The sequence below is a fragment of the Albibacillus kandeliae genome (genome assembly GCF_003116585.1).
Classification (GTDB): Bacteria; Pseudomonadota; Alphaproteobacteria; order Rhodobacterales; family Rhodobacteraceae; genus Albibacillus; species Albibacillus kandeliae.
In genome coordinates, this window is record NZ_QEHM01000008.1 from 333,997 (window position 1) to 348,905 (window position 14,909).

The 14,909-nt window shown below is 59.0% G+C and carries 12 protein-coding genes; 3 read left to right on the plus strand and 9 right to left on the minus strand.

Annotated elements, in window-relative coordinates; translation table 11 throughout:
- The first annotated feature begins 68 nt into the window (after window positions 1-68).
- Window positions 69-1,580 (plus strand): S8 family serine peptidase, encoded by a 1,512-nt coding sequence (locus DDT93_RS19415; protein WP_109467531.1) that lies wholly within the window; start codon window positions 69-71, stop codon window positions 1,578-1,580.
- Window positions 1,581-1,732: 152 nt separating this feature from the next.
- Here DDT93_RS19415 and DDT93_RS19420 read toward each other — a convergent pair whose 3' ends face one another.
- The 3 genes from DDT93_RS19420 to DDT93_RS19440 all read right to left on the minus strand — a co-directional run bounded on the left by DDT93_RS19420 (window position 1,733) and on the right by DDT93_RS19440 (window position 7,202).
- A complete protein-coding gene (locus tag DDT93_RS19420) occupies window positions 1,733-2,044 on the minus strand; it encodes an H-NS histone family protein (RefSeq protein WP_232825508.1) in 312 nt (103 codons plus the stop codon).
- A gap of 935 nt (window positions 2,045-2,979) precedes the next feature.
- Window positions 2,980-5,493, minus strand: coding sequence for a hypothetical protein (locus DDT93_RS19425; RefSeq protein WP_109467532.1), 2,514 nt, complete (start codon window positions 5,491-5,493; stop codon window positions 2,980-2,982).
- Between the two features lie 794 nt (window positions 5,494-6,287).
- A complete protein-coding gene (locus DDT93_RS19440; RefSeq protein WP_109467535.1) occupies window positions 6,288-7,202 on the minus strand; it encodes a LysR family transcriptional regulator in 915 nt (304 codons plus the stop codon).
- A gap of 98 nt (window positions 7,203-7,300) precedes the next feature.
- Here DDT93_RS19440 and DDT93_RS19445 point away from each other — a divergent pair, with 98 nt between their 5' ends.
- Together DDT93_RS19445 and DDT93_RS19450 are read left to right on the plus strand one after the other, a co-directional pair.
- Complete coding sequence (locus DDT93_RS19445; protein WP_109467536.1) at window positions 7,301-7,621, plus strand: nuclear transport factor 2 family protein; 321 nt, start codon at window positions 7,301-7,303, stop codon at window positions 7,619-7,621.
- Complete coding sequence (locus DDT93_RS19450) at window positions 7,621-8,400, plus strand: SDR family oxidoreductase (protein WP_109467567.1); 780 nt, start codon at window positions 7,621-7,623, stop codon at window positions 8,398-8,400. Before DDT93_RS19445 ends, DDT93_RS19450 begins: the two co-directional genes overlap by 1 nt.
- 85 nt (window positions 8,401-8,485) lie before the next feature.
- On the opposite strand, the gene DDT93_RS19455 is transcribed toward DDT93_RS19450, so the two are convergent.
- The 6 genes from DDT93_RS19455 to DDT93_RS19480 form a co-directional block, all read right to left on the minus strand.
- Window positions 8,486-10,102, minus strand: a complete 1,617-nt coding sequence (locus tag DDT93_RS19455; protein WP_109467537.1) for an arylsulfatase — start codon at window positions 10,100-10,102, stop codon at window positions 8,486-8,488.
- 147 nt (window positions 10,103-10,249) lie between these two features.
- The gene (locus DDT93_RS19460) at window positions 10,250-11,221 is read right to left on the minus strand and encodes a GlxA family transcriptional regulator (protein ID WP_109467538.1); all 972 of its coding nucleotides are present in this window, start codon (window positions 11,219-11,221) and stop codon (window positions 10,250-10,252) included.
- 125 nt (window positions 11,222-11,346) lie between these two features.
- Window positions 11,347-12,693 carry a calcium-binding protein gene (locus tag DDT93_RS19465; RefSeq protein WP_109467539.1) on the minus strand — a complete coding sequence of 449 codons (1,347 nt, stop codon included), beginning with the start codon at window positions 12,691-12,693 and terminating at the stop codon, window positions 11,347-11,349.
- A gap of 374 nt (window positions 12,694-13,067) precedes the next feature.
- Window positions 13,068-13,436 carry a MerR family transcriptional regulator gene (locus DDT93_RS19470; protein ID WP_109467540.1) on the minus strand — a complete coding sequence of 123 codons (369 nt, stop codon included), beginning with the start codon at window positions 13,434-13,436 and terminating at the stop codon, window positions 13,068-13,070.
- A gap of 94 nt (window positions 13,437-13,530) precedes the next feature.
- Complete coding sequence (locus DDT93_RS19475) at window positions 13,531-14,295, minus strand: SDR family NAD(P)-dependent oxidoreductase (RefSeq protein WP_109467541.1); 765 nt, start codon at window positions 14,293-14,295, stop codon at window positions 13,531-13,533.
- Window positions 14,296-14,685: 390 nt separating this feature from the next.
- The coding region (locus tag DDT93_RS19480) for a suppressor of fused domain protein (RefSeq protein ID WP_198654913.1) at window positions 14,686-14,909 on the minus strand (224 nt) is incomplete at its 5' end.

Sequence of the window (14,909 nt, forward strand, 5' to 3'; positions counted from 1 at the left end):
TAGTATACAATCAAAGGGCGATTCATGAAATCTAACTCTTTTGGACTGGCGCCGGGGAGGTCACTTCGATGGATACGCCGGAATACGTTCTCCTGTACGAAGACCCGCAAACCGTGGTGGACCAGCTGCGGGCAGATGTCGGCCCCGACCTCATAAGCTTCTTCACGTCCTCGAACGAACTGGACTTCCTCGACCTGCTGACGCCCGACGCCCTCGCCAAGGTCAACCTCAAGTTCGGCGCGAACCAGTTGATCGGGGACAACTTCCGCGACAGCGACGTCGACGGTGGCGACACCCCGACCCCCATCGGGCTCGTCATCGCCGCCTCGACCCCCAACCCCAACAGGTTCTTCGCCTACGACCCCGACACCGGCTTTGCCGAGGAGGACGCGCGACCGCGCGGGGCCTTCGTGCCGCTCAGGGCCGACCCCGGCATCCTGAAGGACTTCGTCGTGCCGGTGACCGGGCTGAGGATCAACTTTGCCGCGGATGGCGCCCCCGCACAGCAGCACCGCGACCCCGGACGGCACGGCGGCGCGACATTCCAGCGCCGCACCGAGGCCCTCGCAAGGATCGGCAGAACCGCCGCGCCCGAACGCAAGAACCGGGTCCATGTGTTTGTCGTCGATCAGGGGATGGACGCCCATTACGTGAATGAACTCGGCGGCCCCGGCACCTATCGCGGCGTGGTCTGGGACACCTATCCCATAATCGGCCCGACCGGCATGACCGTACCGCTCTCGCCCAAGCCACAAACCGGTGAACTGCCGCTCGAGCACCGCCACCGGTACCGGTCCATGCCCAACTGGCACGCCCACATGATCGTGCGCAACATCCTGTCAGTCGCCGGCGACAACCGCGGGCTCGAAGATGACGACGATCCCTGGATCAGGTTCTATGACGTGCCCGTCATTCCCAACCGGGTCGGCGCGGTCATCGGCACCGCGCTGCAACTCCTTCTGCAGGCCCTCGCCATCTGGTCCAAGAAGGACCAACTCTCCGACCCCGAAAACCTCGACCGCTTCATTATCGTGAACGCCTGGGGCGTTAAGAACCGTCTGCGGGAAAGCCCCCTCGGCAGCCTGACCGACAGAGAGGCTCACCCGCTCAACAACATCGTCCAGACATTGGCCGGTCAGGAGGGCGTGGCCGTGGTCTTCGCCGCGGGCAACACCGGCCAGTTCACGCCCGACCCCGAGGCCAGCGCCTATGATCGCGGCCCGGGCCGGGGCATCTGGTATCCGAACCGGCTGGCGAACGTGCTGAACGCCGGGGCCTGCGACACCACCGGCAAATGGATCGGCGCCTCGTCGCAGGGCGCGCCGGAGGTCCCCATCGGCAGCGCTCCGCAGCCGCTCTTCTGCACCCCCTCCTACTTCCGCGAAGACCTCGATGCGCATGTCATGAACACCGGCAGCTCCGCCAGTTGCGGGCTGCTGGCCGGCCTGATCGCCGCGCGATGGCGGCAGGACCCCAAGGCGCTCAACGTGACGGCGGCACGGGCCGCCGCGCGCCGGTACGGACACAGCGCACAAAGCACGCGCCTTGGCTGGGGTGTCCCGCAGGACGGAACCTTCTGATTTCGGGAGGCGGGAGCGCGACAGTCCTGCATGGCTGTCGCCAAGGTCGGCCGCCGCTGAGTGAGGCGGCGGCACGACGGAACGCAAATCCGAACCCGCTGATCCTGCATCACCTGAAATGATGACGCCCAATCAGCGGTGCAATTCGGAAATCAGACGGCCATGTCTTCCGGTGCGGCACCGGCGGCAATCTTGTCCTTGAACCATTGCGGCTGGCGACCACGGCCAGACCATTCGTCCTCGGCATTCTCGGGATTGCGGAATTTCGCGGGCGATTTCGGTTTCGCGATCTTCGCCTCGGTCAGGTCGCCAAGATCAAAACCATGCTGCGCCGCCGCGGCCTTTGCCGCCTCCAGCGCAGCCTTGCGCTGACGCGCATCCACGCTCTTCAGCGCCTTCTGCGCATCCTTGATCAGCGTTTCAAGCTCGCCCTTCGTCATCTTTTCGAGGTCAGCCAGAGTCATTGTAGTCAGCCTTTCGTGTGAGTGGTGTTTCGGGGAAACAAAAGCTCCCCTATTTGGAAATGCAATTCCGCTCCATGACCCATTCGCAATCCCTACGCAACTCCATCGGCAATTTCCCGCTCGCGACGATCTCTTTGCTCTCCCGCCGCTGCTCATTTTCTAATCATTTTTGGTGTGCCATACGGGCATCACGCAACCGCAGGGCACGGTTGAACGCTGAAACTCCAGCCTCACACACAAATCTTAACCGTTCAGAAACAGGTCACTAACCATCGAAACCCTGACCCGAATGACACCTAACCAAGGCATGTGAGGCCGCCATTAATTAATTCCATCGGAAAAATATATTTTACCTCGAAACGCGATCCCTGACCGAAAATAAAGAACAGCCGAGCGCATCTCCCAGGAATTCCATACAGACCCCGACAGAGATTCGGAGGTCTTATTCCGACGCCCGAAACCGGAGGCAGGCGTGACCGCAGGGCAATGGCTGCCGGGAGGACGTGGCACCGCAGCAGACGATCAAATCCGCCCGTCGCCCAGGTCGTCACATGAACAGGTCGAATTTACACGGCCCCGACCTCACAGACCAGTTCCTCAGCATACGAGCGAACATAATGCGCTGACAAATGCAATTAGTTTCCAAGGCAAATAATTAAGCCTGGATTTATGCTCCCCTTGATTGTCATCGTTGGTGGCCCCTCAGATAGATGACCAATCACACCCTGCCTGCGGCCTTCGGCCAAAACTTGTCCTGCCGATAGACTTGAAACCGGGAGTGCCGCCTCTCAAGACGATCTTGAATCCATGCCAGATTTCCACATCAGACCGAAACGCTGCAGTTTCCCTCCCCGCAATCGAAACACCTGTGTTTAAGAAAATCACCCGCGCGCGGCAGCTCTCCGCGCGCGGGTTTCTTGGGCTCTGAAACGCGTTCAGACTGACAGATCGTCACTCATGTCTTCTGGAATGTCAGCGAATTTCAGAGGTTTGAGCACCTTCTTGCTCTCGGTCTTCTTGATCATCGCATCCTCGATGGCGGCCACGAGGTGCAAGTGGTTCTTCACCTTGGCACCCTTCACCTTCTTGCGGGAGCGGGTCAGCAGGTCCTTGGCGGATTTCAGAACCCCGGAGGACTCCATACCCTTCCTGACGATCAGCCTCGCCACGTCAGCCACCGCTTCGCTTTCCTCCGGGTCCATGTTGTAGACGCTCAGGATGGCTGGCCAGTCGACCTTCTTGACCGTGCCCATGTCGTACTTGGTCTGGCTGTCGTCGGTGCCTTTCTCTGTTTCAGCCGTCACCGCACCCGCGGCACCGTCCGCGCCGTCACCCTTGTCGTCACGGTCACCATCATGACCGCGGTCCGACGGGGTTTCCGGCGTTTCCTCCTGTTTCGCCTTTGCGTCCTGCCTGGCGGCGTTGACGATGGCGGTCAGCATTTCCACCAATGTGACGTTTATCTTGAAGATCTTCAGGATATGGTTCGCGAGTGCCTTGGCCAGCGTGCCCGCGGCCTTCTTGTCGCCGCGGATGAGTGCGCGGACGAGGCCATCATAGATTTGCACACTTCTGTCGTCCTTTCTCAGCGCCATTGACAGAAACCAGCTCGCGCGATCGCTGTCATCGTCGTCGCTGTCCTCATCAGCCTTCGCGGATGCCTCTGCGGCGCGCGCATCGCTTGCCTTCTTGTCCTGGCGCTCGACGTATCTCAGGATCATCGCGCCATCGATCCAGGCAAGATCGCCGCCAAACCCGCGCAGTCTTTCAGCAAGCCTGTCTGCGGCGGCGCGGGCTTCCTCCGGGCTGCCCTCGGCCTGCAGGAACGAAATCTCCAGCATCTCGCCCCGGTAGTCCGACAAACTCGGAGCGCGGCCCTCTGCGCCGTCATTGCGGGGCTGCGCTTCAACACCCGCCTCTTCGGCTTTCGGGCGCGCCTCCGTGGCGGCCTTCTTCTCGTTCTGCGCTTGCCGGTGAGCCGCCATTTCCTTGCGATTGTATTCGTCCATAGCAGTGTTGAAGGCCTGGGCCCGGACCAGCAGGTCTTCGACAAAGTCCCTGGGGGAAACTGGCAGAGGGCCGTCCTTTTGCGCCAACCTCGCGATCTGCGCGGCGACCTGTTGCGCCTCTCTCAAGCCCTTTTCCTTCAGGGCAACGGCAACCTTCTGAACGTCCGGGTCGGTGGTTTCGGATGGATCAGGATTGTCCTCCCTGGCTTCAGCGCGCATGGGATCGGGCCGATCCTGGGGTGCAGCAGGTGCTGTGGCTGCGTCCGCCTCTGCCCGCAGTTCCTCTTCGACCGCTTTCATGATCCCGGGGATCTGCCTTTCGATATCCTTCGCTATTCCGGTCGCCTCCTGAACGATTTGGCGGGCAATCTCGCTGGCAAGGTCCGCCACGTCGTCTGTCTCGGCAGCGGTTCTTGCAGCAAGCCGAGCGGCCAACTCTTCGATCTTGGCCCGCGACGCTTGTACCTGCTCCATCCCTTCGCGCGTCAGGTTACTGGGCAAGATCACGATCTGGCGCATCTCGATCCGGATCTGCTCTGCCAGCGCGGCATCTTCCTCGTTGTCGAGGTTCAAGCCAGACTGCTGGAGATACCCGCCCTCGCGCAGAGACAAGTCCGCAAACAGCTGCAGCTCGCGCAGGTGTGTTTCCGCGACGACACGATCGTTCAACTCGCGGGCGCGGAGGTCTTCTGCTTCCCGGCGGCGGTCTTCCTCTTCCCTCAGGCGGTCATTCTCGACCTTCAGGGAGGTGTCGACTTCGCCCTCTTCGGGCGCGGTGTCGTCGCCTTCCTGCAGTTCCTCGTAGAAATCTTCATTTCCATCCGGGTCGCCGAATTGATCTGTGACCGTCTCGACCGCCCCGACGAAGTTCATCACTCGGTCGAGTATCCCGTCGCGATCGGCTTCTTCGACATAGCCGTCCACGACCAGATACGACATCAGGACCTGTGCCTGCTCCCGCGCCGCATGTTCACCGCCTGTCGCATAGGCTTCTCCGATCATCCTCAGAAAGGGCTTGATCAGCGGATCATCGGGCAGACCAGTCGTTCTCATGATGCGGTTCATCATGTCGTCGCTGTAGATCTCGCCGAGGCTTTCTTCGGGGTCAGCGGTCTGCAGCGTGGTCTGCATGGAGTCGTAATACGCCAGCGTACCTTCGATCAGCTTGGCATCAGGTGCTGCGGGGTCGAGCGCATTGCTATTGTATTCGCGCCGGAGAACGGTGTCGCCCTCAGGGGCCGGGGTGTTCCGGAAAAGCTTGATCAATCGCTGCGCCGCGGCCTCCGCCGACGTGCGCTCCCCCCGGCGCATCGCAAAGTCGATGGCCAGGGCCAGGCTGAGGGTTCCACCGTTAACCGGAATCCCGAGCCGTTCGAGAAATCGTTTGAGGTCCGAGCTGCTGAACGCGACCGGCGCGGGCTTGTAGTCTTCGTATTGCACTGTGTTCGACCTTTGCATGCGTTAATGTGTTAAGTTAGTCGCAGCCGATACAGGTTCGGTTCAGAGAATTCTTTGAAAATTTTCGAAGAACGATCGCGTCTGCCGGTTTCGAGTGAGGGAAGATGCCCGCCAAACGGGATCTGATCATTAACTGGGCTTGGCGGCCACCAGGACACCCCTTCGCAAGCACATCAAAGCAGATGACGTCGCAATCCACGGCCTGCGCCCTACCGCTGTGAGAGCCCTGCCAGAAGCCGGGTGCAGCGCCTCTGCGCTCGAGGCCGTATTCGGTCACAAGTCTCTTGGTATGGCTAAGAAGTACCGACAGCAGGTGTTGCAACGTGAGATATCTAGGTCCGCTCGACCGAGACGGAGATGTTCAGAAGCGGATCAAGCACATCAATTCGCGTCTGAAAAATTTCAAGACTTCAAAATGCGCCGCCCGCAAACCAGCCACAGTCTCAGCAATTTCTTCTGAAAAATCAGTATGGTGCGGGTGAAGGGACTTGAACCCCCAAGCCTTGCGGCGCCAGAACCTAAATCACGCGATAATGCAGTCAGTTCAAGCAAACTAGGTCGAGAATTTTACAGGACAAATCATGAACAAATGGCGAAACTGCAAAATGGATTGCTGATGCCAATCCGCGGTCTTCGCATGGTCCGGCAGCATCAAGCCTGAAGTCCAAGATTGAGGAAAACTCGATTAACTCGCCTCGTCCTGAACCATCTCATGGCAGCACAGAACCATGCACTTTTCGCCAGCCTCTTGGCTGATCACATTCCCTCGCACTCATCTAAACCCCAGCGGTACGCGCCTGCAGTCGAGCTTCCTCGCGAACCATCGCGACAAATGCGGCGAAACCTGCTGATGGGTTGCGACGACCGGGGTAATACAGCGAGAAGCCGGGACGTGGCGGTGTCCACTCTTCAAGAACGCGGATCAGACTCCCCTCATTGATGTCCTCAGCGACATCCTGTTCGATAAAGAAACCTATCCCGACACCGGCCATCACCGCAGTCCGCGCAATCCCGGGTTCATCAATGGTGAGCCGTCCCTTGGCATCGACCTGCACCACCTCACCGTCTTTCTCGAAGTACCACCTGAACATCGCACCGTTGGGCAAACGCACGCGGATACAATCCTCCAAGGGCAGATCAGCGGGCGTCATCGGAGCGCGGTTGGCGGCTAACCACTCGGGCGAAACGACCACGGCATAACGCTGTGGCCGACCGAGGGACACCGCGAGCATGTCCCGCGGGACCAGATTTGCCGGTCTCACCCCCAGGTCGAACCCTTCGGCCACGATATCCACGAGCCGGCCTTCGGTTACGAGGTCGATCTGCATCTCGGGATACCTTCGCAAAAACTGCAACATCAGTGGCGCAATCGCCTGCCCGCCCTGGGCTGATGCGTTGAGGCGCAGCAATCCCGAAGGTGTCACTTGTTGCGAGCGAGCTCGTTCCATCGCTCCACGGATCTCGGCCACGGCAGGCGAGACTCTCCCAATGAAGTCCCGACCGGCATCGGTGAGCGAGACGCTGCGGGTAGTACGATTGAAAAGCCGCACCCCAAGGTCTGACTCAAGGCGTCGAATGGAATGCGAAAGCGCCGTGGTAGACATGCCAAGGTCAAGGGCCGCAGCACGGAACGTTCCAAGGCGAGCGATAGCCAGAACAGCTTCCAGCCCCCTCAAACCAACATCATCCATTATCCCGATCCCGTCATTATTACATCCAAGTTTATCCCGCTTATCGCAACTTAAGTCGATCTCTATCTTTGGTGCATCAACTCGAAAGGACTGATCCCATGATCCTCCCCGATCCGATACAAAGATACTTTTCATCACGCGCCCCGCAGGATGCCTCAACCTTGGCGGCGGCCTTTGCGCCGGACGCGGAGGTCCGAGACGAAGGGCAAACACTTCGAGGACCGCAACAGATCCTCAGGTGGTGGCAAGACGCCAAGGCCAAATACGACCACAGTGCAGAGCCACTGGAACTGACCGAAGCCTCGGGCAAGATCTTGGTTCTCGCGCGGGTCAGAGGCAATTTTCCGGGAAGCCCTGCCGACCTGACGTTTAAGTTCGGTCTTTCTGGTAACCGGATCTCTACCCTGGAGATCGAATGATGCCAGATTTTCTGACACTTGCAGGTCAGCGTGCCCTCATTACCGGAGGAACGCAGGGCTCGGGAGCGGCAACCGTCGCGCTCTTTCGTGAATTGGGGGCAGACGTGCTTACGACAGCCCGTTCGCGCCCTGAGGGTATGCCGCCCGAGATTTTCGTCAAATCCGACCTGACTACGCTCGAGGGATGTGAAACCGTCGCCCGCTCAGTGAAGGACCGCCTGGGAGGCGTCGATATCATCGTCCACATGATTGGCGGTTCGTCAGCGCCGGGAGGCGGTTTTGCGGCCTTGGGGGAAGCACAGTGGCAAGCGGAGCTGAACCTGAACCTGATGCCGGCCGTTCGGCTCGACCGGGCGCTGATACCGGGGATGCTGGCGCAACGCTCCGGGGTCGTGATCCACGTCACGTCGATCCAGCGGCAGATGCCACTACCCGCTTCCACCACCGGCTATGCCGCGGCGAAAGCCGCCCTCTCGGTTTACAGCAAGAGCCTGTCGAAGGAAGTTTCCCCGAAAGGTATTCGGGTCGTGCGCGTAGCACCCGGCTGGATCGGAACGGACGCCTCTATCCGACTTGCAGAGCGGCTGGCGCAGGAGGCTGGCACCGATCTCGAAGGCGGAAAACAGATAATCATGGAAGCTCTCGGCGGCATTCCGATCGGGCGCCCAAGCACGCCTGAAGAAATCGCGAACCTAGTCGCATTTCTGGCCTCTCCCCGCGCGGGAACGATAACTGGGACCGAGGTGGTAGTAGACGGAGGCAGCGTACCAACTGCTTAGTCTGGAAGTCGCACTTCCTGACCACGACAAACAATGTCATCGACTGGGCAACCAAATGAAGCTGGGATAGGAACACCAGACCTCGCTATCCAACAGGTTTCTCCGGTTTGACCCAGTCCATGTCAGGGTGCGCTTGGACGATGGCCCAATCGACTACTCCGACTTTGTTCGCCCAATCCTCGTAGGCCTTGATCATCCCCTCTGCGCGGGTCGGGTCCTTGTGGCGCAAGTCGTTGAGCTCAGTCCGATCGACCCTCATGTTGTAGAGTTCCCAGTCCTGACCGAACTCGCGGACAAGTTTCCAGTCGCCATCGCGCATTGCGCAGTTGCCCTCATGCTCCCAGTAGATTGGCTGTTCGCGCTGTCGGTAGATGTTGCGGAACGTATCAATCAGACTTTCCCCATCAAGGTTCTGCACCCCTACACCGCCAAAATCCTTTGGATAGCTCGCCCCAGTGACGTCCAGAATAGTCGGCATGATGTCCGATACGTGGCGTGCGTCATGCACAATACCGGGGCTGGCGATGCCTTCGGGCCAGTAGGCAACGAGAGGCGTGGATATGCCACCTTCATGCACCCAGGTCTTGTGCATCCGGAATGGGGCGTTCGAGACGTTCGACCATGCTGTCTCGTAGCTTTGGAACGTTGTGCCCGGCCCCGGGGTTAGGTCAGGGATGTTACCTTGGACGATTTCTTCCCCGCGAGGGGAGCTGTCGGGATAGGAATTGACCCAACCTTCCTCGGCCAGGAACTCGGCACATCCACCGTTGTCAGAGAGAAACAGAACAAGAGTATTCTTCTCGACCCCGAGGTCACGCAGCTTGCGCATGACGCGGCCGATGCCTTGATCCATGCTGTCGACCATCGCGGCATATGTCGCCATGCGGCTGTCTTCCCAGTCCTGATGTTTCTCGTCAATCCACGGATGGGCCTCGGGATCGCGGGGAGAGATATCCCAGCGCCCCTCGAGCATCCCACGGCTCAGCATCTCCTCGTGACGTGATGTGCGCAGGTGGTCCCATCCCTTACGATACTGGCCACGGTAGCGTGCGATATCTTCCTCATGTGCCTGCAGAGGCCAATGGGGGGCCGTGTAGGCGAGATAGAGGAAGAAGGGCTTGTGATCGCTGACGGCGTCTCCGATCATTTCGACCGCCTTCTCGGTGATCGCATCGGTCATATAGAAGTCGTCCTGCTCGATATCGACCCGGTGATCGTCTTCGCCGATGTAGTGCGGGAAGAAGTAGCTGCCGGAGCCATCGAGCGTTCCAAAGAACCGATCAAAACCCCTTTGTCGCGGAGTTGGATGGGTCACGTCGCCTGGCAGCCAGAGATCGCTCTCCCGTGGCTTGTAACTTCCCCCTACATGCCACTTGCCGCTCATCAAGGTGCGGTAGCCGGCCAATCGCAACACCTCGGCGATGGTGACAGCATCATTGCGAAGGTAACCTTGGTAAGCCTCGCTGCCGTAGCTCGCTGTCATGTGCCCAATCCCGGCCTTGTGGGGATAGAGACCAGTCAGTAGTGAGGCCCTAGTCGGACAACAGCGGGCGCAGTTATACATCGCGGTGTAGGTCTGGCCCCCAGCGGCAAGTCGGTCAATGTTGGGCGTCCGGATTTCCGATCCCATGCAACCAAGATCGGAGAACCCCATGTCATCGGCGAGGATCAGGATGATGTTCGACTTAGACGGCGGACGCATGGGAGGCACTCCTCGACATTGGCGGACAAGACGCCCGCCAGATTGTGCCGGATCATGACAAGGTGGTGTGCAGGTAAGATACTCGGGAAATCGACATCGCCGCCCTGAAAATCGACATTCGAAACACTCGTGCCAGCAAGGGCAATGTCAGCGGATCATCGAAGAGAGCTGCCGGTCACGGAGCGGGCTCAGCCCGAACTGCGTCCTGTATTTCGACGCAAAGGTTGAACTGGTGTAGTCGTATGCCTGCGCAATCTGGCTGATCGGCATACGGCCGACAAGGACTTCACGCCGGGCCTGTTCGAGCCGGAGACGTTCGTAAGCGGTTTTAGGGGTCACTCCGAACTCCAGACGAAACAGCCGTTCCAAATGCTTCTGGGACAATCCCAGCGTCGCTGCGATATGCGCGATGGTGACACGCTGCCGGAGGGACCGCGTCATAAGCTGCACTGCCGCCACAACGTGCGCGTTCTCAGACGGGAAGAGCTGCGCAGCAGACCCCCGCTGTCCGGTCCGTCCTTCTCGGTGGCCCTCGATGTTCAGCAGCGTCAGAACACCCCTTGCCGCCTCAGGTCCCAGGAGTTGACTTACTCGTGACAAAGCGAGGTCGGCAGCCGCCGCGCCGCCTGCGCAGGTAGAAAGTTTCGGTCCGGTTTCGTAGATGTTGTCCGATATCTGGATCCCTGGGAAATGCGTGCGCAGAAACGGGGCGTCATCCCAATGTGCTGCGACGACCCGTCCCTGCAGCAACCCGGACTGGGCCAGAGGTATGACACCCGACGAGACTCCCCAGATCTCCAGCCCGAAAGCCCATGCCTTGCGGACTGCGCTCTTCTCGGCGGCGAGATCCTGTCGGGTGGCTCCCGTGCCAGCGATCACGACAAACGTGCCCGGCGCGCGCATGTCATCGACCTGGATGTCTGGCAATATCTGGGTCCCATTGCCCGCGACGATGATGTCCCTGGTATTGGAAACCACGCGGGACTCGAAAACAACGTCAGACTGGATCAGCGAAGCTGCACGCAGGATGTCAACGGTGCAGGAATAGGAAAACAGGGAGAAACCCTGCGCGAGGCAGAAGTAGAACCTGTGCGGGTCTGGCTCGGTCGAGCGTATCATCTGGCCTGACGCTTGCGTCTTTTCAGGCTCCGGCGTTCGCCAGGCAAAAAGCTAGTTACCAAGCTACTGTAAACCCCGCGCCGGGCTGGCGCGAGGGATGTTTGTCGTGTAGTGGCCGCGCCGTATCAGAAAATGAAGTCGTTGGCGGAAAGGTCGGCTTTGACGACCCCGTCGAGCGTAATGGTATTGCCGTCGTCGTCGGTGATCACCGCGTTGCCGTCCACCTTTGTCAGGTGGTTGTTCTTGAGATCTCGGAATGACCTGATCTCGTCGATGGCCGAGAGGTCGATGCGCTCCTTGGTGCCACCTGTCTGGAAGTCGTGGATCGTGTCGTGGCCGAAATTGCCCTTGAACACGAACTTGTCCGCACCGCCGTTGCCGTAGAGGTCATCGTTCCCGTTGCCGCCGTTGAGAAGATCGCGGCCGGCCCCGCCAAAAAGCTTGTCCCGACCATTCATGCCGTAAAGCTTGTCGCTCCCGCCCTCACCCTCGAGTTCGTTCGCCTTGCCGTCGCCGATGATCCGATCGTTGTAGTCCGACCCGCGCACATTCTCGACGTTCCGCACAGTGTCTCGGTCGCCGAAGCCGTCTGTGGCAAACTCCTTCTGCAGGTTCACCGTTACACCGCTGTCGCCGCCATAGCGGTCATCACGGTCATAACGGACCTCGTCACGGCCCTTGCCGCCGTTCAGCAGGTCGTCGCCGGCAAGACCACGCAGGATGTTCCCGCCATTGTTTCCTATCAGCTTGTCGTCATAGGCCGAGCCGCGCAGCATCTCGATACTATTGAGGGTATCGGTATTGCCCCAGCCATCGGTTGCGGTACCCTTCAGAAGGTTGGCAACTACGCCCCCAGGATCGTTGTTGAAGGTGACCTGATCATAGCCCTTGCCGCCGTTGTAGGTGTCGTTCCCCTTGGAACTGACGAAATAGTCGTCACCGATCCCGCCGCTCAACGTATCGCGACGGTTGGTGCCGTAGAGTTCATCTTCCTCTGTGATCTCGTAGTCGTCGAACTCGGTCCATCGAATGTCCTGGCCAGCGGCGAACTGCCCGGTTGCCGCGCCAACCGCGGTAATCGTGGCGTCAAAAGCCTCCCAACCCGCTGCGGTTGTTACCTCGGGTAGAGCCGGACCATCCAGCACGAAATAGAGGTCACTGTCATTGACATCACTGGTCTCCCAGTTGAGCCCGAATACAGTTGTTGTGCCTTCCGACCAGGTCACCTTGACAACAAAAGCTTCGACCTCTGCATATGCCTCGAGATCAGAAAGCGGGTAACCCGCTATGACCGCCTGAATGAGATTATCGTCAACCTCGACATACGGCACGCCTTCATCCACGTAATCAATAGAGTACGAGAAGGTGGCGTTCTTGGATGGCATGGTCAGCACGGCAGTATCTGTACTCACGGCGCTGGTTTCACCATCGACAAAATCTACACGGGTGCCTTGCAAGGTAATTGTGGTCATTGCTCTCTTCACTTTATGGGTTCGTAGGATGACGCGCACTAAAATGCACAAACGCACCAACGGTACTGCAATTTCTGGCGCAAAGGACTCAACCCTTAGTTCCAGATGCGTCCGGAACCGCTATTAGGTGTGTTCTTGGTGCCATTCTCCTAGAGAACCATAGGAGTTGTTTGTCTTGGAGCTAAGCAAGTACGCTAGAAGCGATGGCATCGCCGTACCTTGCCCACGTCGCCTCCAGCCCTGACCTCCCGTTCGCCGGATTGGTCATCACTGCAGTGCGGCTTCTCCAAACCGACCATCGGTGGCATCGTGCAGCGTGATCTCTTACGCCAAGATCGGAAGAGCGGACTTAGCGAACGTTGCCACATCGCAACTCAATTGTGGCTCAGGATTGATAGTTCATTCCGCAGCGCCGCTAACCTGTCGAGGACTGCCGAGCGTTTTTCGTCGAGCTCCGCTCTGAGCCGATCGATATGTTCAAGCTTGTCGGTCAACTTCTCGATGCCACCTTCGCACGGGCCTGCACCGTCATCCGATAGGCACGCGCTCATCGCGCGAATTTCACGGGTCGAGAAACCGGTCGCAATAAAGTCGCGGATGCGGCCAGCTCTTCGCAGATCAAAGTCGCTATAACTGCGATAGCCATTCAGAGTGCGACTGACTTCTAGAAGACCTTCTCGCTCGTAGTGACGCAACATCCGCTGAGTTATCCCGAGCCGATCCGCCGCTTCCTTTGCTTGCATACACAATCCTCCCTCGACGTCGACGTATATGTAAACGCCCTAGGTGCAAATCAAGTTTGGGCCGGGTGCAGCCGTCTGCAACCCGGCCTGTGGGTCAGGATCGCAACGACCAACCTCCATCTACAGTCAGCACCTGTCCCGTTAGCCATTCGTTTTCAGAGCTTCCAAGCCGCAAGATCCAAGGCACAATGTCAGACGTCATTCCCCGGCGGCCCAAGGGCACTTGTGCCGCCTCCTGCGCCTCGACTGTTCGGGCCATCTCCTCAGGCAAACCCATGAAGCCGGTCAATGCACCGGTCTTTACCGGTCCAGGTGCAACCGCATTCACGCGAATTCCATCCTTTGCCAATTCGACGGCCCAGGATCTTGTCAGATGCTCCAGAGCGGCTTTGGTGGCGCCGTAATGCGCCAAAACAGGGGCGGCACTACGGGAGACAGCTGTGCCGATATTCACGATTGCCCCCTTGCTCTCTCGCAACGCGGCATGCGCCGCCCTCACAAGCAGCGACGGGGCGAGGATGTTGACCGCTGAGATCTTTGCAATGACTTCAGGATCATAGTCTTCTACCGGCAATAGCTGGCCAGCACCGGAGTTGTTCACAATCAAATCGATACGCTCCCAACGGGACATCGCAGCTTCAACGATTTGCTGTCCGCTGGTTCCTTCCGAGCTGTCCATCAGTAGTGCTTCAATTTTGTCGTCGGATGCTGCGACTTCGGCCAGCTTCTCTGCTTTGCGGCCCGTGATAAGTACGTTCGCACCTTTTGCCACGAGTTCAGTCGTTGTCGCCAAACCGATACCGGAACTCCCACCGGTGACGATGGCGACCTTTCCTTGCCATGCACTGTTACTCGCCATGATGTTCTGTCTCCTATCGTCCGAAGTTGATCAGAGGCCTGCGTAGCGCATTGACACTAATGTCAGGGTCAAGAGTTGCTTTGTGCTCGGGCAAAAAACGATGCGAAACTGGCCGTTCGCGCGAAGCGGAGCGTTCGGTAATATGTGCTCGAAACGATGACGCCGCGTTGCGGCGGACTGCGTTGTCGGCCGGAAGGGGAGGATGACGCAACCGGCCCTGACCTGCCGTTCGCCTAGATCTCCAACGCCGCAGGGCAGCTTCCCCAAACCGGACTTTTACAGGACCGCGCAGCGTCGCCCAGGAGCCAGAAATCCGCAGTGCGGACGAAGCGGACGGGCTCCGCTGACAGATGAACGTCTGCCTTAGTGATCACTGGCAATACGGAAGTATTACTTCTCAACAAGTGCCGTGATCAGAAGTGGATGACTGACTGCCTTCTTGTCGATCAGGGCTTGGGGGGAAATACTCTTCGTTTGAAGATCGCCAAGTTCACCCGCGGTGATGCCGATTATCTGTAAAAAGTCCAAGCGTCCGTGCGGGGTGTCCGTCGAGACAAGTTCCGGGTCATTGCAAAAGACAATGGCGGTTTTGTCGGTTGATGAACCTGCCCTGA

What these genes read in the sequence shown, in the direction of transcription:
- DDT93_RS19415 (WP_109467531.1), top strand. Translation starts at nt 69, where the DNA reads ATGGATACGCCGGAATACGTTCTCCTGTACGAAGACCCGCAAACCGTG.
- DDT93_RS19420 (WP_232825508.1), bottom strand. Translation starts at nt 2,044, where the DNA reads ATGACTCTGGCTGACCTCGAAAAGATGACGAAGGGCGAGCTTGAAACG.
- DDT93_RS19440 (WP_109467535.1), bottom strand. Translation starts at nt 7,202, where the DNA reads ATGGATGATGTTGGTTTGAGGGGGCTGGAAGCTGTTCTGGCTATCGCT.
- DDT93_RS19445 (WP_109467536.1), top strand. Translation starts at nt 7,301, where the DNA reads ATGATCCTCCCCGATCCGATACAAAGATACTTTTCATCACGCGCCCCG.
- DDT93_RS19450 (WP_109467567.1), top strand. Translation starts at nt 7,621, where the DNA reads ATGCCAGATTTTCTGACACTTGCAGGTCAGCGTGCCCTCATTACCGGA.
- DDT93_RS19455 (WP_109467537.1), bottom strand. Translation starts at nt 10,102, where the DNA reads ATGCGTCCGCCGTCTAAGTCGAACATCATCCTGATCCTCGCCGATGAC.
- DDT93_RS19460 (WP_109467538.1), bottom strand. Translation starts at nt 11,221, where the DNA reads ATGATACGCTCGACCGAGCCAGACCCGCACAGGTTCTACTTCTGCCTC.
- DDT93_RS19465 (WP_109467539.1), bottom strand. Translation starts at nt 12,693, where the DNA reads ATGACCACAATTACCTTGCAAGGCACCCGTGTAGATTTTGTCGATGGT.
- DDT93_RS19470 (WP_109467540.1), bottom strand. Translation starts at nt 13,436, where the DNA reads ATGCAAGCAAAGGAAGCGGCGGATCGGCTCGGGATAACTCAGCGGATG.
- DDT93_RS19475 (WP_109467541.1), bottom strand. Translation starts at nt 14,295, where the DNA reads ATGGCGAGTAACAGTGCATGGCAAGGAAAGGTCGCCATCGTCACCGGT.